Below are 17,915 nucleotides of genomic sequence, written 5' to 3' on the forward strand. Positions count from 1 at the left end.
CTCGACTTGTCCTCACGCTTGCGTGCGAATCGCGGCTTCCGGGGTGGTTCGCCGGGGTTTCGGTGGGCAATCCTGATCTCGCGACGTCGTCATCAAGCCAGGAGCGGACGGCCAACTGCCCTGGTGAAAGCCGTACTTCAGCACCCCAGCGGTGCGGCAGTGCGGCCGTGCAGCAGCAGTACCAGCACTACTCACGCACGCAGCGCCCCTTGTTCTGGAGGAACAACATGGCAAGCATCCGTACCGCCCGCGTCATCGCCGCCGTCTCCGCCCTTCCCCTGGCAGCCGCCCTCTTCTCCGGCGTCGCGGCGGCGGACAACGGCGGCTTCGCGGACGACGGATCGAACGCGGGTGTGGCGAGCGTCGTCGGCAGCGGTGTCGGGCACGACAACAACGGCAACTCGTCCACCACGCAGCAGAACGCCGTCGGCTCCGGTGCGAGCAACCAGAGCAACACCGCGCAGGTCAGCGGCTCGGCGTTCACCGCCATCAACCAGGGCAACAGCAATGTGGCCGTGAGCTTCGCGCCGTTCTGGTGGTGAGCCGAGGGGGCCGGCGCCCGGTGCTCCCGCCGGCCCCCCGCTCTCCTCGTCGGGTGTGCTCTGTGGGGTGGTAACGCGTCTGCGCGGCGGTGCTTCGGCATCGCCGCGCAGACGTTTTCGGCGGACTGCCCGGCGGACTGCCCGGCGGACTGTCTCGTGGATCGCCTGGTGGATCGCCTGGTGGGCCGCTCGGTGGGGCGTCTCCGGGCCCGCCGGCCGCTTCCGGCGGCCGGCACCGGCACGCTTGACAGCGTGTCGCACCTGACGGACAGTCAGAAACCGCGGTCGGCCGGACGGTTCCGGCGGAGGCCGCCGAGCGGGAGGAGCGCAGCCGTGCAGGACGACCTGGCCGTCCGGCTGAAGGGGTACGAGGGGCGGGCCGCCGTCGTCGCCGCGCCCGGCCGGGACCCCGTCGACGCCGCCATGATCCGCCACTGGTGCGAGGCCGTCGGCGACACCAACCCCGCCTTCACCGGCCCGGACGCCGTCGCCCCGCCCGCCATGCTTCAGGTGTGGACGATGGCGGGCCTGTCCGGCCCGCACGCCCGCACCCCCGCCTACGCCGGACTCCTCGCCCTGCTCGACGCGGCCGGCTGCACCTCCGTCGTCGCCACCGACTGCGAGCAGGAGTACGTCAGGACCCTGCGCCCCGGCGACGAGATCACCTTCGACACGGTCATCGAGTCGGTGTCCGACCGCAAGACCACCCGACTCGGCACCGGCTACTTCATCACCACCCGTACCGACATCCGCGTCGGCCCCGACCTCGCCGGCACCCACCGCTTCCGCGTCCTCAAGTACGCCCCGGCCGCCGCGCGGTCGGCTGAACCGGCTGAACCGGCTGAACCGGCTGAACCGGCTGAACCCGCTGAACGGGTGAGGCCGGGTGAGTCGAGTGCCCGGCGGCCCCGCCCGGTCGTCAACCGGGACAACGCCGGCTTCTGGGCGGGCGTGCGCGACCACCGCCTCCTCATCCAGCGCTGCACCGCCTGCCGCACCCTCCGCCTGCCCTGGCTGCCCGGCTGCGCCGCCTGCGGCGCCCCCGGCTGGGACACGGTCGAGGCGTGCGGCGCGGGCACGGTCCACTCCTACGTCGTCGTCCACCACCCCCGCCCCCCGGGCTTCGACCCGCCGTACGCCGTCGCCCTGGTGGAACTGGCGGAGGGGGTGCGGACGGTCGCCGGGGTGAGCGGGGTGCCGTACGACGAGGTGCGGATCGGCATGCCGGTACGGCTCGCGTTCCGCGCGTACGACGAGGAACTGGTGCTGCCGGTGTTCGAGGGGGTGCCCGATGCGGCCGGGTGAGGCGCTGGCGCCGCTCGAGATCCCCGTCACGCGCACGCTGATCGTCGCCGGCGCGCTCGCCTCGCGCGACTTCCAGGACGTGCACCACGATCCCGAGGCCGCCCGGAGCAAGGGCTCCCCGGACATCTTCCTGAACATCCTCACCACGAACGGCCTGGTCGGCCGCTATCTCACCGACCGTATCGGCCCGGCCGCCGTGCTGCGCCGCCTCGCCGTCCGCCTGGGCGCGCCCAGCCACCCCGGGGACACCCTGGTCCTCAGCGGCACCGTCGAGCGGGCGGACGGCGACACGGTCGTCGTCCGGGTCGTGGGCGACAACCGGCTCGGCCGCCATGTGACGGCGACGGCCACGCTGACGCTTCCTTCGGCGGCGGACGAGGAGCCCTCCCGATGAGCGCGCGCGGCACGGACGCCTTCGCCGGGCGGGCCGCCATCGCCGGCATCGGGGCCACCGACTTCACCAAGGACTCCGGCCGCAGCGAGCTGCGGCTGGCCGCCGAGGCGGTGCGCGCCGCCCTGGCCGACGCGGGGCTGCGACCCGCCGACGTCGACGGCATGGTCACCTTCACCATGGACACCAGCCCGGAGATCACGGTGGCCCAGGCGTGCGGCATCGGCGAACTGTCGTTCTTCTCCCGCGTCCCCTACGGGGGCGGCGCGGCCTGCGCGACCGTGCAGCAGGCGGCGCTGGCGGTCGCGTCGGGCATGGCGGAGGTGGTGGTCTGCTACCGGGCGTTCAACGAGCGCTCGGGCCGCCGCTTCGGCGCCGGCGTCACCCGGCGCGAGCCGTCCGCGGAGGGCGTCGCGCTCGGCTGGACCCTGCCCCACGGGCTGCTCACCCCGGCCGCCTGGGTGGCGATGGCCGCCCAGCGCTACCTGCACGTCCACGGGCTGACCCCGGAGGCGTTCGGGCACGTCGCGGTCGTGGACCGCCGGCACGCGGCGACCAACCCGGCCGCTCACTTCCACGGCCGGCCCATCACCCTCGCCGACCACGCGGCCTCCCGCTGGATCGTCGAGCCGCTGCGGTTGCTGGACTGCTGCCAGGAGACCGACGGCGGCCAGGCCGTCGTCGTGACCTCCCTGGAGCGCGCGCGGGACCTGCCGCACCCGCCCGCCGTCGTGGCGGCGGCCGCGCAGGGCGCCGGCCGCGCCCAGGAGCAGATGACCAGCTACTACCGGGGCGGCTTCTACGACGGTGACCTCACCGGCCTCCCCGAGACGGCCGTGGTCGCGCGGCGGCTGTGGCGCTCTTCGGGCCTGACGCCCGCCGACATCGACGTGGGGATCCTGTACGACCACTTCACCCCGTTCGTGCTGATGCAGCTGGAGGAGTTCGGCTTCTGCGCGCCCGGCGAGGCCGCCGCGTTCGTCGCGGCGGACCGGCTGCCGCTGAACACCCACGGGGGCCAGCTCGGTGAGGCGTACCTGCACGGGATGAACGGCATCGCGGAGGCGGTACGTCAGCTGCGCGGCACCTCCGTCAACCAGGTCCCCGGCGCCGCCCGCGCCCTGGTGACGGCCGGTACGGGGGTGCCCACCTCCGCTCTCGTCCTCGCGGCGGACGCCTGAGCACGCCGAGCCGGCCTCACCCGTCCCCAGGTGATTCCCGCAGCACCGCCAGGGACCCCGGACCCGCGGTACCTCCCCCGCGATCGCTGCACCCCGCAGCACCTCCGCGCCCCCGGACCCGCTGCACCCCGCAGCACCTCCGCGCCCCCGGACCCGCTGCACCCCGCAGCACCTCCGCGCCCCCGGACCCGCTGCACCCCGCAGCACTTCCGCGCCCCCCGGCCCCCGCAGCACCCTTGAGGGACCCTGGCGGAGCCCGCACACCCCCGAGGCCCCCCGGGGCCGCCCTCCACCTCCAGGAGGTGGAGCCGGCACCACCCCTACAACCTGAGGCGGACGTGGCTTCGGCACCTTGGGCCGATCCGACGCAGGGGGGTGCATACCTAGCGTGGAGCCATGACCACACCCGTCCGCACCAGCGCCCCGGAGGCGAAGACCGCGGTGGCGAAGACCCCGGTGGCGAAGACCGCGGTGGCGCTGTCCCCGGCGTACCCGTCCTTCGCGTCGTACGTCCAGGCCCGCCAGCCGGTGCTGCTGCGTACCGCCCGGTCGCTGACCGCGAACCCGAGCGACGCGGAGGACCTGCTGCAGACCGCGCTGGCCAAGACGTACGTCGCGTGGGAGCGGATCGAGGACCACCGGGCGCTCGACGGCTACGTCCGCCGCGCCCTGCTGAACACCCGCACCTCGCAGTGGCGCAAGCGCAAGGTCGACGAGTTCGCCGTCGACGAGCTGCCGGAGCCGGAGCCGCTGCCGGGGCAGGACGACGACCCGGCCGAGCGGCAGGCGCTGCACGACGCGATGTGGCGCGCGGTGCTGAAGCTGCCCGTCCGGCAGCGTGCGATGGTGGTGCTGCGCTACTACGAGGACCTCAGCGAGGCCCAGACGGCTGATGTGCTCGGCGTGTCGGTCGGCACGGTGAAGTCGGCCGTGTCGCGCGCCCTCGGCAAGCTCCGGGACGACCCTGAGCTGGGGCTTGTCCGGTCGTGACGAGGAATGTGCGGAAACGTCGGGCGGCGGCCGGCGGCCGTTCGCGGTGATCCGTCACTGATCGATCATCCATCCCTAGTGACATACCGCCTGGTATGTGCGCAGAATCAGCGCACTGTTACCACCGCGTAGGCAAAGTCGCCGTGTCGCCCGGGAGGACGCCGTGCTGAGCACCATGCAGGACGTACCGCTGTTGATCTCCAGGATCCTGACCCACGGGTCCACGGTCCACGGCACCTCCCAGGTGATCACCTGGACGGGAGAGGGCGCCCCGCAGCGCCGCTCCTACGCCGAGATCGGCGCCCGCGCCGCCCAGCTCGCCCACGCCCTGCGCGACGACCTCGGCGTCCGCGACGACGACCGGGTCGCGACCCTGGCCTGGAACAACGCCGAGCACGTCGAGGCGTACTTCGCGATTCCCTCGATGGGCGCGGTCCTGCACACCCTCAACCTGCGGCTGCCCGCCGAGCAGCTGGTGTGGATCGTCAACCACGCCGCCGACAAGGTGATCGTCGCCAACGGCTCACTGCTGCCGCTGCTCGCCCCGCTGCTGCCGCACCTGAAGACGGTCGAGCACGTCGTCGTCACCGGCCCCGGTGACCGCTCCCTGCTGGCGGGTGCCACCGCCCGGGTCCACGAGTACGAGGACCTCATCGCGGACAAGCCCACCACCTACGACTGGCCGGAGCTGGACGAACGCCGGGCCGCCGCCATGTGCTACACCTCCGGCACCACCGGCGACCCCAAGGGCGTCGTCTACAGCCACCGCTCCATCTACCTGCACTCGATGCAGGTCAACATGGCCCAGTCGATGGGGCTGACGGACGCGGACACCTCGCTGGTGGTCGTGCCCCAGTTCCACGTGAACGCCTGGGGCCTGCCGCACGCCACCTTCATGACCGGCGTCAACCTGCTGATGCCGGACCGCTTCCTGCAGCCCGGCCCGCTCGCCGAGATGATCGAGAGCGAGAAGCCGACCCACGCGGCCGCCGTCCCCACCATCTGGCAGGGCCTGCTCGGCGAACTGACCGCCCGCCCGCGCGACGTGTCCTCGCTCGCCCAGGTCACCATCGGCGGCTCGGCCTGCCCGCCCTCCCTCATGGAGGCGTTCGACAAGCTGGGCATGCGGGTGTGCCACGCCTGGGGCATGACGGAGACCTCCCCGCTCGGCACCATCGCCCGCCCGCCGGCCCACGCGGTCGGCACCGACGAGGAGTTCGCCTACCGCCTCACGCAGGGCCGCTTCCCGGCCAGTGTGGAGGGCCGCCTCACCGGCCCCGGCGGCGAACGCCTCCCCTGGGACGGCGAGTCGGCCGGTGAGCTCGAGGTGCGCGGTCCCTGGATCGCCGGCGCCTACTACAACGGCCCCGACGCCGAACCGCTGCGCCCCGCCGACAAGTTCAGTGAGGACGGCTGGCTCAAGACGGGCGACGTGGGGACGATCTCGCCGGACGGCTTCCTCACCCTCACCGACCGCGCCAAGGACGTCATCAAGTCCGGCGGCGAGTGGATCTCCTCGGTGGAGCTGGAGAACGCCCTGATGTCCCACCCGGACGTCGCCGAGGCCGCCGTCGTCGCCGTCCCCGACGACAAGTGGGGCGAGCGCCCCCTGGCCACCGTGGTCCTCAGGGAGGGCGCCACCGCCGACTTCGAGTCGCTGCGCGCCTTCCTCGCCGACGAGGGCAAGGTCGCCAAGTGGCAGCTGCCGGAGCGGTGGACCATCGTCGAGGCCGTGCCGAAGACCAGCGTCGGCAAGTTCGACAAGAAGGTGCTGCGCCGGCGGTACGCGGACGGCGACCTGGACGTCACCCGCCTCTGACCTGCCCGCGCTCCTCCAGTACGCAGAACGGGTGCCCGGCCGGGTCCAGCAGCACGAGCCACCGCTCGCCGCCCGGCTGGGGCCCCGGCCTGGTCGCCCCGAGCTCCAGCAGCAGCGTCTCCGCCTCGGCCAGGTCGGGCACCTCGAAGTCGAGGTGGAACTGCTGGGGGGCGGTCGGGTCGGGCCAGCGCGGCGGCGTGTAGTCGTCGACGCGCTGGAAGCCCAGGGCGAGGCCGTCCTCGCGCAGGAGACCGGCGAAGTCGGCGTCGCTCCCGGGGTGCGGCGCGTAGCCGGTGGCCCGCTCGTAGAAGGCGGCCAGGGCCACGGGGTCCGGGCAGTCCAGGGTCACGGCGGTGAGTCTCATCCTCGGCGGCACGGGCAACTCCGGTTTCTGCGGCGGGCGTTCGCGGTTCCGGCCACCGTAGTGACCGGTTCGGGGTCCGGCGACCGGGTTTCGGCCGGCAGCGGGCTGCCGCGGGGAGCCTCGGGGGTCCCGGGGAGCCGCGGGGAGCCTCGGGGGTCCCGGGGAGCCGCGGGGAGCCTCGGGGGTCCCGGGGAGCCGCGTGGAGCCTCGTGGTCGTGTGGTGCCGGGTCCGGCGGCCTCGGGCTCTCGCGCCTCGCGGTCTCGGGCTCTCGGGCTCTCGCGTCACCGGTATGCCGGGGTCCTCACCGTCGTACGGCCGTCGCCCCCCACCCGATCAGCAGCCACACGCCGGCCACCGCCGTCACCCCGCTCCAGCCCCAGTGCCCGTAGGCCGGGCCGGCCGCCGCCGAGGCGAGGGCGCCGCCGGCGAAGCCGGAGACGACGTACGCGGTGTTGGCGGTGGCGGGCATGGCGGTGGTGGTCAGGGCGAGCGTCTGGTTGGCGACGTGCGACGCGACCAGCGCGGCGTGGATCGCGACGGCGGCCACGAACAGGGCCACCAGTGCGTGGCCGCCCAGCCAGAACAGCGGTACGGACCCGGCGGCCAGGAGGTACGCCGTACCGACGACCCTGGCCGCGCCGAAGCGGTCCACCAGACCGCCCGCCAACGGCGCCACCGCGCTCGCCGTCAGCCCGAACAGGCCGAAGAGGCCCGCGGTCGCGGTCGACAGGCCGTACGCCGGCCCGGTCAGCAGCAGCGTCAGCGACGTCCACAGGGCACTCCACGCGCCGAACATGCCGGCCTGCCGCAGGCTCGCGCGCCACAGGTCGGGCGAGCGGCGCAACAGCCCGGGCAGCGCCGCGAGGCCGGAGAACAGCGGCCCCCGGCCTCGGCGCCCCTCGGCGGGCAGGGCGAGGGCGGTCGCAAGGCCGAGGGCGAGGGTCAGCGCGGCCGAGCCCGCGAACACCCATCGCCAGCCGAACGCCTGTCCGGCCAGACCGCCCAGCACGCGGGCCGCGACGATGCCGGTGAACAGCCCGGCGATCACCGCCGCCACATGACGGGCCCGCCGGTCGGCCGGGGCCCGCTCGGCGATCAGCGGGACGAGCAGCTGCGGCACGACGGTCGCGGCGGCCGCGACGAACACGGCGGCCGCCAGCACGGCCGTCCCCGGCGCGAGCGAAGCGGCGACCAGCGCGCCGGCCGCGGCCGCGGACAGCGCGGCGACCAGGGTGCGACGGCTCAGCCGGTCCCCGAGCGGGGCGAAGAACAGCAGCCCGGCCGCGTACCCGAACTGGGCCACCGAGGCGATCCAGGTCATGGCCGACGGCGTGGTGCCGAAGGCGCGGGCGATCAGCGGGAGCAGCGGGGCGGCGAGGTAGATGTTGGCGGCGGTGACGGCGGTGCACAGGCCGATGAGGAGGAGGAAGGGGCCGCCGCCGCGGACGGCAGGCGGTGGGGGAGGGGCTGTGCGGGCGCGGATGCGGGCCGGGGCGGTCGCGGTCGGGGACGTGGGAGACGCCATGGGTGCGGTCACTCCTCCGAAGTGGTAACCAACCAGTTGGTTGGCGCTGGGGGGAACAGTCTGCGGCGCCCGCCCATTCCCGTCAACCAACTAGTTGGTTGACGGTGGCGCTACCCTGTGCCCATGGCAGCAGTCAGGGACCCCGAGGCGACCAAGGCCCGCATCTTCGACGCGGCGGTCACCGAGTTCGCCCGGCACGGCATCGCGGGCGCCCGCATCGACCGCATCGCCACCGAGGCCAAGGCCAACAAGCAGCTGATCTACGCCTACTTCGGCAACAAGGCCCAGCTGTTCACCCAGGTGCTGGAGAAGGCGATGCTCCGCCTGGCCGAGGCCGTGCCCGTCGACCCCGACGACATCGAGGGCTGGATCGACCGGGTCATGGACTACCACGTCGCCCACCCCGAGGTGCTGCGCCTGCTCTTCTGGGAGGGCATGGAGTACGGCGGCACCGTCGAGCTGCCCGACGAGAGCGAGCGCCGGGAGCACTACCGCCACAAGATCGACGCCCTGCGCGACGGCCAGGCCCGCGGCGTCGTCACGGACGCGATCCCCGCCCGTGACCTGCTCTTCCTGCTGATCGCCCTGGCCAACTGGGCCGCCGTCGTCCCCCAGATGCGGCGCATCGTGGTGGGCGCCGACGACGCCGACCAGCAGCGCCTGCGCGCCTCGGTGAAGGAGGCGGCGCGCCGACTGGTCGCCCGCTGACGGCTGACGGCGGACGGCTGACCGCTGACGGCTGACCGCCTTGCCGACGCCGGGCGCCCGGCCCGGGGGTGGGACGCGCCTCGCGGCGCGTCGCGCCGGCCGGTGGTTAGGGCCGTGGCGGGGAAGGCCGCGGTGGTGCGGTGCCGCGCCGCCGACGCGCCGGTCGGCTCGGCCACGGTGGTCCCGGTTCGGCCATGGCAGTCCCGGTTCGGCCGGTTCGGTCCCGGTGCGGCCGGGTCGGTCGCGGTTCCGGTGGTTTCGGCGCGTCAGTTGGTGCCGATGCGGGAGAGCAGGTCCACGATCCGGCTCTGCACCTCGGCACTGGTCGACCGCTCGGCCAGGAACAGCACGGTCTCCCCGGACGCCAGCCTCGGCAGGTCCACCGGATCGACGGCGGCGGTGTAGACGACCAGCGGGGTGCGGTTGAGCTGCCCGTTCGCCCGCAGCCAGTCGACGATCCCGGCCCGGTGCCGATGCACCTGAAGCAGGTCCATCACCACCAGGTTCGGCCGGAACTGCCCCGCCAGCGTCACCGCGTCCGTGTCACTCGCGGCCCGTGCCACCTGCATCCCGCGCCGTTCCAGCGTCGCGGTCAGCGCGAGCGCGATCTCGGCGTGCTCCTCGATCAGCAGCACGCGCGGCGGGTGCTGCTCGCTGTCCCGGGGCGCCAGCGCCTTGAGCAGGACGGCGGGATCAGCACCGTACGCCGCCTCGCGCGTCGCCTGCCCCAGCCCGGCCGTGACCATCACCGGCACCTCGGCGGCGACCGCCGCCTGCCGCAGCGACTGCAGCGCGGTGCGGGTGATCGGTCCGGTGAGCGGGTCGACGAAGAGCGCGGCGGGGAAGGCCGCGATCTGGGCGTCCACCTCCTCGCGCGAGTGCACGATCACCGGCCGGTACCCGCGGTCGCTCAGCGCCTGCTGGGTGCCGACGTCCGGTGCCGGCCAGACCAGCAGCCGACGCGGGTTGTCCAGCGGCTCCGGCGGCAGCTCGTCGTCCATCGGCTGCGGGGGCGGCGGATCGGCGACCTCCACGGCCCCGCCCGGCCCGTCCAGCGGCTCGGGCCCCTCGGCGGCGTTCTCGTCCGGCGCCCCTATGGCGTACGACCGTCCGGCCCCCTCGGTGCCCGGCACCGGCCGGGGCTGTCCGCCGAGGGACGGGTGCGGGGGCTGCGGCTGGGCCGCCGGGGGCAGCGGGGACGCCTGCGGCGCCGGCGTCTGCGCCTCAGCGGGCGCCGGCGCCTGCGGCGCCTGCGGCGTCGGAGTGGCCGGTACGGCGGTCTGCTCGCCCGTCGGGTGCTGACGCGCGGCCGGGTCGGGCGGCGTCCCCAGCTTCCGGCGGCGTCCCGAGCCGCCCGGCGCGTGCGGCGCGGGCGTCGAACCGCTCGGCACCGGGTGCGGCGTCGGCGCGGCACTTCCGAGGGTGCCGCCCTGCTGCCCGGGGCGCCCGACCTGCTGTACCTGCGCCGCCTGCCGGGTGAAGGGCACCCCCTGCCCGAGCGTGCGCACGCTTATGGCACGGCCCTGCGTCGAGTTCGGGTCCATCGGTGGGACCGGCGGGACCGGCGCGAGGGGCGCGGCGGGAGTCGCCGCGGGGGGAGCCGTGGCGGGCGGCGGCGTGGGCACGCCCTGCGTGCCGGGGGCGCCCGGGGCTGCCGGGGTGTCGGGCGATGCCGGGGCGGCCGGCGGTGCCGGGGTGGCCGGACCGGCCTGGGCGGCGGACTCGGCCGGGAGCGGCTGTGCCGCCCGGGAGCCGGTGGCGTTCTCCGGAGGCAGCGGGGTTCCCGGCGCGGGGGTGCCGCCCTGCACCGGCCGCGCCGCGGGGATCGCCTCGGCGGGCAGGGGCTGGGAGGGGGTGGCGTTCGGCGGGACGGGAGCGGCGGGCGCCTGCGCCTGGTCCTGGGGACGGCTCTGCGGGGGGAGAGCCTGCCCGGGCATCGGCGCGGGCCCGGCTCCCACGGCGGGCTGCACACCCGGCGCCGCGCGGTCACCGCCCTGCGGCGGAACGACGACTCCCGGCTGAGGCCCCGGCACCGCCTGCGCCGGAACCTGGGCCTGGCCCTGGGCCGGAACCTGCATCTGGCCCTGGGCCGGAACCTGGATCTGAGGAAAGACCTGGACCTGCCCGGGAAGCTCCGCCTGCCCGGGGACGGGAACTCCCCCCGGCACGGGAGCCTGCACGGGAGCAAGGGCCTGCCCGGGAAGCGGGGCCACCGGAGCCTGACCCGGGAGCTGCGGCTGCCCGGGGACGGGAACCTGCCCAGGCGCGGGGGCCTGCCCGGGCGCGGGGGCCTGCCCCGGAATCTGGGCGTGCCCGGGAACGCCCTGCCCGGGAGCCTGCCCCGGTGCAGCGGCTCCTTCCTGACCCGGCCCCGCCGCGTCGGCGGTCTGAGGCGCTGCCTGAGTGGCGGCCCGGCGGCGGCGCCCGGTAGGCGCGCTGGTCGGGTGGGGCTGCGGCGGGGTGTGGTCGGCCGACTGGTCGTGCGGAACGGCGTCGTGCCGACCGTGGTCGTCAGGGGAGGACCCGTCTGCGGAGCCGGGCACGGGAACCCCGGCCCCACCCGGTACCCCGGCCCCACCCGGTACCCCGGGCTGTGGCGGAACGGGCGCGCCCGGCACCGGGGGAACGGGCATCGGCGGTACCGGCGCCGGAACAGCGGGGCCGGCCTCGGGTGCGGGCACGGCGGCCTGGTCGTCACCGCCCGCACCGCGATCCGCCTCCGCCGGGGGCAGCGCGAACACCGTGCGCGGTGCCGCTTCCTGCGCCTCGGCGCGCTCCTGGGCCGCGGCGAGCGCACGCCGACGACGTCCGGTCGGCCGGCCCCCCGCCCCGTCGCCCTGCTCCTGCCGCTGGACCTCGCCTTGTCCTTGTCCTTGTCCTTGTCCCGGTCCCTGCCCCTGGCCGGCGTTGTCACTCGCGACGGCGGGCAGGGCGGGCGGCAGCGCGTGCCGTTCCGAGGACGGTCCCTGCGGGCCCGTTCCCTGGTCCGCGGCCCGCAGCGCCCGTCCGCCGCCGGGCGCGGGCACGCCCTGCGGCGGCACGGCGCTCCCGAGCCCGGTACCGGAGGCGGCGGCGCCGGCGGCGTGTTCGGCGGCGGTGACCACGGCACCCTCGGCGACCCCGGCCGCGTCGGCACCGCCCTCGGCGGGCCGCCCGCGCCGCCGCCCCGTCCCACCGGAGGCGGGGGCGGCCGCACCGGCCGCGCCGGAGAGGGCGATCTCAGCCCCCGTGGACGGCACCTCTTCGGCGGCGGCGGCCCGTCGGCGCCGCCGCCCCGTGGGCGCTGCGCTCCCGGCCCCGGCCTCGGCGGGGAGCGCGCCCTCGGCGCCGCCCGCCCCGTCACCGCCGTCCAGGAAGGCGTCCGTGGAGGCCCGCCGGGCCCGCCGACGCCCGCCACCGGCCGGGTTCTCGCCGGCCCCGCCCGCCCCGGCGGGGCCCGCAGCGCCGACGGCACCCTGGGGGACCGCGCCTTCCCCGCCCACGGTCTCGACGGCGTGCGTCCCCGCCTCGACCGGTACGGCACCCGCGCCGCCCCCGAGTGGCACCTCCAGCACGAACGCGCTGCCGCTCATGCCCGGCACCTCGTGCGTCTGCAGCACACCGCCGTGCGCGCGCACGATCCCGCGCACGATCGGCTCGTGCACCGGGTCGCCGCCGGAGTAGGGCCCGCGCACCTCGATCCGTACGACCTCACCGCGCTGCGCCGCCGCCACGACGACCGTGTTGTCCATGTAGCCGCCCGCCGAGACGGGCGCGTTCCCGGTGGCGTCGACACCGGCCACGTCGGCGACCAGGTGGGCGAGGGCGGTGGCGAGGAGCCGGGCGTCCACCTCGGCCTCGATGGGCGGCGCGTGTACGGCGAACTGCACCCGCCCCGGACCGATCAGCTCCACGGCGCCGTCGACCCCGGCGGCGACGACCGCGTCCAGCATCACCTTCACGCGGGAGACGTTCTGCTCCCCGGCGTCGAGCGACTGGTACCCGAGGACGTTGTCGATGAGGGTGGTGATCCGCGAGTACCCGGCGGACAGGTGGTGCAGCACCTGGTTGGCCTCGGGCCACAGCTGCCCGGCGTCGTCGGCGGCGAGTGCGGCCAGCTCGCGGCGCAGCTCGTCGAGAGGCCCGCGCAGGGACTGCCCGAGCAGGGTCAGCAGCTGCTCGTGCCGGCCGGCGAGAGCCTCGTAACGGTCCTTCTCGCGCTCGGCGAGTGCGGCGTACCGCTCCTCCCCGGCGGCCAGCTCCTCGGAGTGCCGCTCCCGCAGTTCCTCGGCCTCGGTGACGTGCTGCTGGCGCAGCGCGGTGAGGTCGGAGGCGTGCTCCTCGGCGAGCCGCTCCAACTCCTCCGCGTGCCGCTTCTCGATGTCGGCCTTCTCCTCGGCGAGCGTCTCGTAGGGCCGCCGGTCCGTGAAGGTCATGACGGCGCCGACGAGCTGGTCGCCGTCGCGCACCGGTGCCGTCGTCAGGTCGACGGACACCTTGTCCCCGCCCTTGGACCACAGCACCTGTCCGCGCACCCGGTGCTTGCGCCCCGAGCGCAGGGTGTCGGCGAGCGGCGACTCGTCGTACGGGAAGGGCGAGCCGTCGGCGCGCGAGTGCAGCACGAGCGTGTGCAGCTCCTTGCCGCCGAGGTCGCTGGCCCGGTAACCCAGTATCTGGGCGGCGGCCGGGTTGACGAGCACGATCCGCCCGTCGGTGTCCGTGCCGACCACGCCCTCGGAGGCGGCCCGCAGGATCATCTCGGTCTGCCGCTGAGAACGCGCCAGCTCGGCCTCGGTGTCGACGGTGCCCGTGAGGTCCCGCACGACGAGCATCAGGAGTTCGTCGCCGCTGTGGCCGTAGCTGTCGTAGGCCTGCTGGCTGTTCTCCAGGTTGGCGCTGGTGACCTCGACGGGGAACTCGGAGCCGTCGGTGCGCCGGGCGATCATCCGGGTCGGCTTGGTCCGCCCCCGCGGGTCCATGTGGTCGGGCCGCCGCATGGAGCCCGGGATGAGCTTGGAGTCGAACTCCGGCAGCAGATCGAGCAGCCCGCGCCCGACGAGCGCGGTTCCCGGCGTCTCGAAGGCCTCCAGGGCGATGGTGTTCGCGTTGACGACGGTCCCGTTCGCGTTGACCAGCAACAACGCGTCGGGGAGCGCGTCCAGTATGGCTGCGAGGCGAGCAGCGCCTCGGGACGGCCTGCTGCTCACGAGACGCTTCCTCCCTGTTACCGCACCTTGCCGACCACTCGGGCCGCTCGGGCCATCTTGCCAACCGGGCCGCGGGGTGTCACGGGAGGGAGTCTAAGGGCTGGGGTTACGCCGGGGCGGCCGGATGAGAGGGACCTCGCACGACGAAGTGACCCAGAACGTATGAGCGGCACACCCCACCCGCAGGGGCTCCGCGAGACCTTCGCGGAACGGGCGGGATTTCTGCGGCTACGGGGACGGCGCACCCGAGAGGCGCAGGCTCTGAGGCGTTGTGGTGTGCGGGATGTGGCGACCGGGGGCGCTGACGGGCGGCATGCTGTGTTGCGGCGTGGTGAACCGGGGCGTGCTGCGTCGGGCGCACTGCGTCGGGCATGCCACGATGGGGCCTACTGCGTCGGGGCGTGCTCCGTGTCGGGGCGTGTCCGCAGCGCGGGCAGTACGGGCACCATCCGCTCCCACCGCTCGATCTCGCACCCGTTTCCCCGCCGGAACACGGCGTCCACGGGCCGCCCGGCCCACCACCCCGTGACATGCGCGGTGACCGGCCCCCCGTCCTGCAAGGTGCACACGCTTCCCGTCGGCACGGGCGCGAAGGGATCGGCGCCCCACACGGTGTTCCGATCGAGCCGGGCACAGGAGGCCTCCGCGTCCGGATGATCACCTCCCGCGGGGTGGCAGTACAGCTCACGCGTCCCGTCGAGCCCGAGTTCGCCGGAGTCCCGCACGGCCACCACGAGCCGGTCCCCTTCCCCCGGCTCGCCCGCCGCCACGGCCCCGCCGAAGGCCGGCCCACCGGACACCCCGGCGCACAGGACCGCCACGACACCGGCGAGGACCCGTCCCCGCCCCCGGATGCGATCACGGGCATGGACAAGGGCATGGAAGCGAGCACGGTCGTGGGCACGGGCATGGAAGCGAGCACGGGCGCGACGCAGAAACACCACCTCGGACATGCCCTGCCCAACGCGCGAGCGCCCCGCGCGTTGCGCCGGATTCCCCGCAGGGTCCTTTGCCCTGCGGGCCACCGTCCTAGTACCGTGGAGCCCGATTGGTGACACCGCGCTCGGCTGTGTCATCATCTGCACGCACCACTCGCACACACGCGAGCGGCTGTGCTGGAGGCGTCGCCTAGTCCGGTCTATGGCGCCGCACTGCTAATGCGGTTTGGGCCTTAAAGCCCATCGAGGGTTCAAATCCCTCCGCCTCCGCCGTCCAGGAGCCCCGGTCCCCGTGACCGGGGCTCCGGCGTTTCCCCGATCACCCGCCTCAGACGGTGTTTTCGCAGCTCACAAGGGGTACGGCAAACGGATTTCACATGTCGGCGGCAGTCATGTAATGTTCTTCCTGTCGCCGCGAGCGGGCCGGAAGGGCCGGAAGCGAAGGCAAAAAACAGAACAAGCACTCGTAGCTTAATGGATAGAGCATCTGACTACGGATCAGAAGGTTGCAGGTTCGAGTCCTGCCGAGTGCGCACAGATCAGAGGGCCCCGGTGATCACCGGGGCCCTCTGGTTTTCGGCTGTACGGCACCGGATACCCGCATTGTGCCGACGGCCACAGCGAGCCGGGGCCGCGCAGGCGCATACTGAACCATGACAAAGCCTGCGGCACCCAAGCGTCATCTGCCCACCAGCCCCTTCAAGGCCCCGGTCGCACCCGTCCCGAAGCACTTCGCCGTGGGTGATCAGGTCACCCACGACGTGTACGGTCTCGGCCGGGTGATCGACATCGAGGACGGCATCGCGGCGCTGGTGGATTTCGGCTCGGCGCAAGTGCGCGTCTCCAGCCCGTACGCGAAGATGACCAAGCTCTAGGAAAGCCGTGCCCGATCGGGGCACGCCAGGCTCCCCAGGGGACCTGTGACGAAAGGCAGACCTCTCATCGACCCCAAGAAGCTGTTCTCCGCGCCGGAAGGGCAACAGCCCCGCCGTTCCGCCCCCGTGTCACCGCGTCCGACGACGAGTCCCTTCCAGGCACCGGACTTCGGAGAGGACGAGGCCCTCTGGACCGAGGACGTGCAGGTACCCGCGCCGGTCACCCGCTCGGCGCGGCGCAGGGCTGCCTAGCGGGGCACGGGCCGCCGGATCTCGGGTCGCTCACCAGTCCCGGGTGGCGACCAGCTCCTCCACGTCCGCGTCCCTGAACCCGTAGGCCGACGCGACGAACCAGAAGTTCTCCGCGATCTCCTCGCGGGCGACGGTCTCGATCTCGCTCCCGGCTTCGTCGAACGCCGCCTCCAGCAGGTTGAACTCCTCCGTCGCCGCCCGGGTCAGCGCGTACAGGCCCGCCAGGTCCGACGGCCGCTCGGCCTCGATCCGCTCGCACAGCCGCACCAGGATCTCCCTTCCCTGGTCGACGACGTGATCCGGGTAGTACGAGTCCGAGTACAGCCGCCCCAGAAAGGCATGCCCCGCCACCTGCGCGTTCGTGATCGGCATAGTGCCCCCACCCTCTTGGAAGAACCGACGTGCCGATCATGCACGCCCCCACTGACAACGACGTCGCCCGTGAGTTCGCGGAGGTGAGGTGACGCCGCACCGGTCATACCCGGCCCAGGACGGCCGACGTCACGGTGCCGGAGGTCGTCATCACGTCGCGTATGAAGTGGCGGCGGGTGGTGCCGAGGTGGGGGAGGGCCTTGGCGTGGTCGATGGTGACGATGACCGTGGTGGTGAGCAGGAGCAGGCGCCAGGCGGTCATGAGGGGGCGGCGGAGGGCGCGGGGGACGCCGGTCAGGGAGGCGCGGAGGCGGTCGCAGTGGAAGGGGACGTGGCGTTCCTCGTCGGCGAGGATGCGGGCGGCCACGTCGGAGGTCAGGGGGTCGGGGGTGCCGTCGCGCAGGGCCCGGTAGTAGCGCAGGGCCACCACTTCGGCGATCAGGAGGACCAGGAGTTCCACGCGCAGGCCCATCAGACGGCGCAGTCGTACGAAGGCCGTGTCGGTCCAGTGCCCGGTGAGGGTCGGTACGCCGCCCGCCGCCAGGAGGCGGGCCAGCAGGCGGGCGTGGTTCTGTTCCTCGGCGACGAAGAGGCGGGCCGCGCGGGCGTAGTCGGGGTCGCCGGCCCGGTCCGCCTTGCTCAGGAGGTTGGCGCCGTCGCCGTCCTCGCCGATCTGGAAACGCTGGATGCCGGCCCACACCGCAGCGGGGAGCGTCGCCCCCTGATCCCAGTCGGGGTCGCCCAGGGCGGCTCTGCGGTCCCGCTCGTCCTCGAATCGTCGTACCCACTTGCCGAAGTCGGTGCCGCGCACTCGGTCGCCCTTTCCGGGGCACGGCCGCCGCGCCCTCGGAAAGGGACGACGCCGGCCGGAGGGTGAAACGTTCCCCCGGGGGCACGGGGGCACGGGGGCACGGGGGCACGGGGGCACGGGGGCACGGGGGCACGGGGGCAGGAGGGGGCCGAGGGGGCCGAGGGGGCCCAGGTCGAGGTTCAGGTCTTCGAGGGTGAGGTCGTAGCGGCGCAGAGGTTGGTCATGGCCTGGTGGAGGGCGAGCAGGGTGAGGACCAGTTTGACCAGGTCGCGCTCCACTGTGCCGGGGTCGGTGCCCAGGCGGCGCGCGGAGGCCCGGCCCCGGGCCAGGTCGTCGTCCGGGCGGGCGGGCAGGAGCGAGAAGGCCCGGCTCGCGGCGTCGGACAGCTCGCGCAGGCGGTCCGGTGGTTCGTCGTCAGGGGGGCGCGTCATGGTCGTCCATCGGGGGCAGCAGGTCGGGGGCAGCAGGTCGGGGGCGTCCTCACGGACGGACATCACCAAGGCGCGCAGCGAGACGCGTACGAGGTCGATGTCGGCGATCGAGAGGACCAGGTCACCGGTCAGCACGACGCCGCCGCTCAGGAGCCCGTTCCAGGAGGTCGATCAGGGCCACCTGCCGCTGGCTGATCGGGGGGTCGGGGGGTGCCTCATGGCCG

General features: G+C 74.3%; 15 protein-coding genes and 2 tRNA genes. 10 read left to right on the forward strand and 7 right to left on the reverse strand.

What is annotated here, in order from left to right:
* Positions 1-227: 227 nt before the first annotated feature.
* From AC3ET3_RS01360 to AC3ET3_RS01385, 6 genes are all read left to right on the forward strand, one after another.
* Positions 228-542, forward strand: a complete 315-nt coding sequence (locus AC3ET3_RS01360) for a hypothetical protein (protein WP_432136630.1) — start codon at positions 228-230, stop codon at positions 540-542.
* Between the two features lie 333 nt (positions 543-875).
* Positions 876-1,847 (forward strand): bifunctional MaoC family dehydratase N-terminal/OB-fold nucleic acid binding domain-containing protein, encoded by a 972-nt coding sequence (locus AC3ET3_RS01365; protein ID WP_435611475.1) that lies wholly within the window; start codon positions 876-878, stop codon positions 1,845-1,847.
* Positions 1,834-2,241 (forward strand): MaoC/PaaZ C-terminal domain-containing protein, encoded by a 408-nt coding sequence (locus AC3ET3_RS01370; RefSeq protein WP_432136632.1) that lies wholly within the window; start codon positions 1,834-1,836, stop codon positions 2,239-2,241. Before AC3ET3_RS01365 ends, AC3ET3_RS01370 begins: the two co-directional genes overlap by 14 nt.
* Positions 2,238-3,419, forward strand: coding sequence for a lipid-transfer protein (locus AC3ET3_RS01375; RefSeq protein ID WP_435611476.1), 1,182 nt, complete (start codon positions 2,238-2,240; stop codon positions 3,417-3,419). Before AC3ET3_RS01370 ends, AC3ET3_RS01375 begins: the two co-directional genes overlap by 4 nt.
* A 396-nt stretch (positions 3,420-3,815) precedes the next feature.
* Positions 3,816-4,409 (forward strand): SigE family RNA polymerase sigma factor, encoded by a 594-nt coding sequence (locus tag AC3ET3_RS01380; protein WP_432136634.1) that lies wholly within the window; start codon positions 3,816-3,818, stop codon positions 4,407-4,409.
* 163 nt (positions 4,410-4,572) lie between these two features.
* Complete coding sequence (locus tag AC3ET3_RS01385) at positions 4,573-6,228, forward strand: long-chain fatty acid--CoA ligase (RefSeq protein ID WP_432156520.1); 1,656 nt, start codon at positions 4,573-4,575, stop codon at positions 6,226-6,228.
* Here AC3ET3_RS01385 and AC3ET3_RS01390 read toward each other — a convergent pair.
* Together AC3ET3_RS01390 and AC3ET3_RS01395 are read right to left on the reverse strand one after the other, a co-directional pair.
* Positions 6,215-6,604 (reverse strand): VOC family protein, encoded by a 390-nt coding sequence (locus AC3ET3_RS01390; RefSeq protein WP_432156519.1) that lies wholly within the window; start codon positions 6,602-6,604, stop codon positions 6,215-6,217. The genes AC3ET3_RS01385 and AC3ET3_RS01390 overlap by 14 nt on opposite strands.
* A gap of 290 nt (positions 6,605-6,894) precedes the next feature.
* Entirely contained in the window at positions 6,895-8,118 is a 1,224-nt protein-coding gene (locus AC3ET3_RS01395) for an MFS transporter (RefSeq protein WP_435611477.1), read from the reverse strand.
* Positions 8,119-8,241: 123 nt separating this feature from the next.
* Between AC3ET3_RS01395 and AC3ET3_RS01400 the strand changes: the two genes are divergently transcribed.
* Entirely contained in the window at positions 8,242-8,826 is a 585-nt protein-coding gene (locus AC3ET3_RS01400) for a TetR/AcrR family transcriptional regulator (RefSeq protein WP_432136637.1), read from the forward strand.
* 266 nt (positions 8,827-9,092) lie between these two features.
* Here AC3ET3_RS01400 and AC3ET3_RS01405 read toward each other — a convergent pair whose 3' ends face one another.
* Together AC3ET3_RS01405 and AC3ET3_RS01410 are read right to left on the reverse strand one after the other, a co-directional pair.
* Complete coding sequence (locus AC3ET3_RS01405) at positions 9,093-14,012, reverse strand: hybrid sensor histidine kinase/response regulator (protein WP_435611478.1); 4,920 nt, start codon at positions 14,010-14,012, stop codon at positions 9,093-9,095.
* A gap of 386 nt (positions 14,013-14,398) precedes the next feature.
* A complete protein-coding gene (locus AC3ET3_RS01410; RefSeq protein ID WP_432136639.1) occupies positions 14,399-14,812 on the reverse strand; it encodes an SSI family serine proteinase inhibitor in 414 nt (137 codons plus the stop codon).
* A 317-nt stretch (positions 14,813-15,129) separates the two neighbouring features.
* On the opposite strand from AC3ET3_RS01410, the gene AC3ET3_RS01415 reads away from it, so the two are divergent.
* From AC3ET3_RS01415 to AC3ET3_RS01425, 3 genes are all read left to right on the forward strand, one after another.
* Positions 15,130-15,220 (forward strand) — tRNA-Ser (locus AC3ET3_RS01415).
* Between the two features lie 190 nt (positions 15,221-15,410).
* Positions 15,411-15,483: transfer RNA gene (locus tag AC3ET3_RS01420), tRNA-Arg, on the forward strand.
* A 120-nt stretch (positions 15,484-15,603) separates the two neighbouring features.
* Positions 15,604-15,825 carry a hypothetical protein gene (locus AC3ET3_RS01425; RefSeq protein ID WP_432136651.1) on the forward strand — a complete coding sequence of 74 codons (222 nt, stop codon included), beginning with the start codon at positions 15,604-15,606 and terminating at the stop codon, positions 15,823-15,825.
* A 282-nt stretch (positions 15,826-16,107) separates the two neighbouring features.
* Here the strand turns inward: AC3ET3_RS01425 and AC3ET3_RS01430 are convergent, their stop codons facing one another.
* From AC3ET3_RS01430 to AC3ET3_RS01440, 3 genes are all read right to left on the reverse strand, one after another.
* A complete protein-coding gene (locus tag AC3ET3_RS01430) occupies positions 16,108-16,449 on the reverse strand; it encodes a DUF5713 family protein (protein WP_432136652.1) in 342 nt (113 codons plus the stop codon).
* Between the two features lie 103 nt (positions 16,450-16,552).
* The gene (locus AC3ET3_RS01435) at positions 16,553-17,260 is read right to left on the reverse strand and encodes a ferritin-like domain-containing protein (RefSeq protein WP_432156506.1); all 708 of its coding nucleotides are present in this window, start codon (positions 17,258-17,260) and stop codon (positions 16,553-16,555) included.
* 179 nt (positions 17,261-17,439) lie between these two features.
* Positions 17,440-17,826 carry a hypothetical protein gene (locus tag AC3ET3_RS01440; protein WP_432136654.1) on the reverse strand — a complete coding sequence of 129 codons (387 nt, stop codon included), beginning with the start codon at positions 17,824-17,826 and terminating at the stop codon, positions 17,440-17,442.
* Between the last annotated feature and the right edge of the window lie 89 nt (positions 17,827-17,915).

The sequence above is a fragment of the Streptomyces sp. bgisy159 genome (assembly GCF_057707805.1).

Coding starts and splice junctions, on each gene's coding strand:
- AC3ET3_RS01360 (WP_432136630.1), top strand. CDS start 228: ATGGCAAGCATCCGTACCGCCCGCGTCATCGCCGCCGTCTCCGCCCTT.
- AC3ET3_RS01370 (WP_432136632.1), top strand. CDS start 1,834: ATGCGGCCGGGTGAGGCGCTGGCGCCGCTCGAGATCCCCGTCACGCGC.
- AC3ET3_RS01375 (WP_435611476.1), top strand. CDS start 2,238: ATGAGCGCGCGCGGCACGGACGCCTTCGCCGGGCGGGCCGCCATCGCC.
- AC3ET3_RS01380 (WP_432136634.1), top strand. CDS start 3,816: ATGACCACACCCGTCCGCACCAGCGCCCCGGAGGCGAAGACCGCGGTG.
- AC3ET3_RS01395 (WP_435611477.1), bottom strand. CDS start 8,118: ATGGCGTCTCCCACGTCCCCGACCGCGACCGCCCCGGCCCGCATCCGC.
- AC3ET3_RS01400 (WP_432136637.1), top strand. CDS start 8,242: ATGGCAGCAGTCAGGGACCCCGAGGCGACCAAGGCCCGCATCTTCGAC.
- AC3ET3_RS01425 (WP_432136651.1), top strand. CDS start 15,604: ATGACAAAGCCTGCGGCACCCAAGCGTCATCTGCCCACCAGCCCCTTC.
- AC3ET3_RS01430 (WP_432136652.1), bottom strand. CDS start 16,449: ATGCCGATCACGAACGCGCAGGTGGCGGGGCATGCCTTTCTGGGGCGG.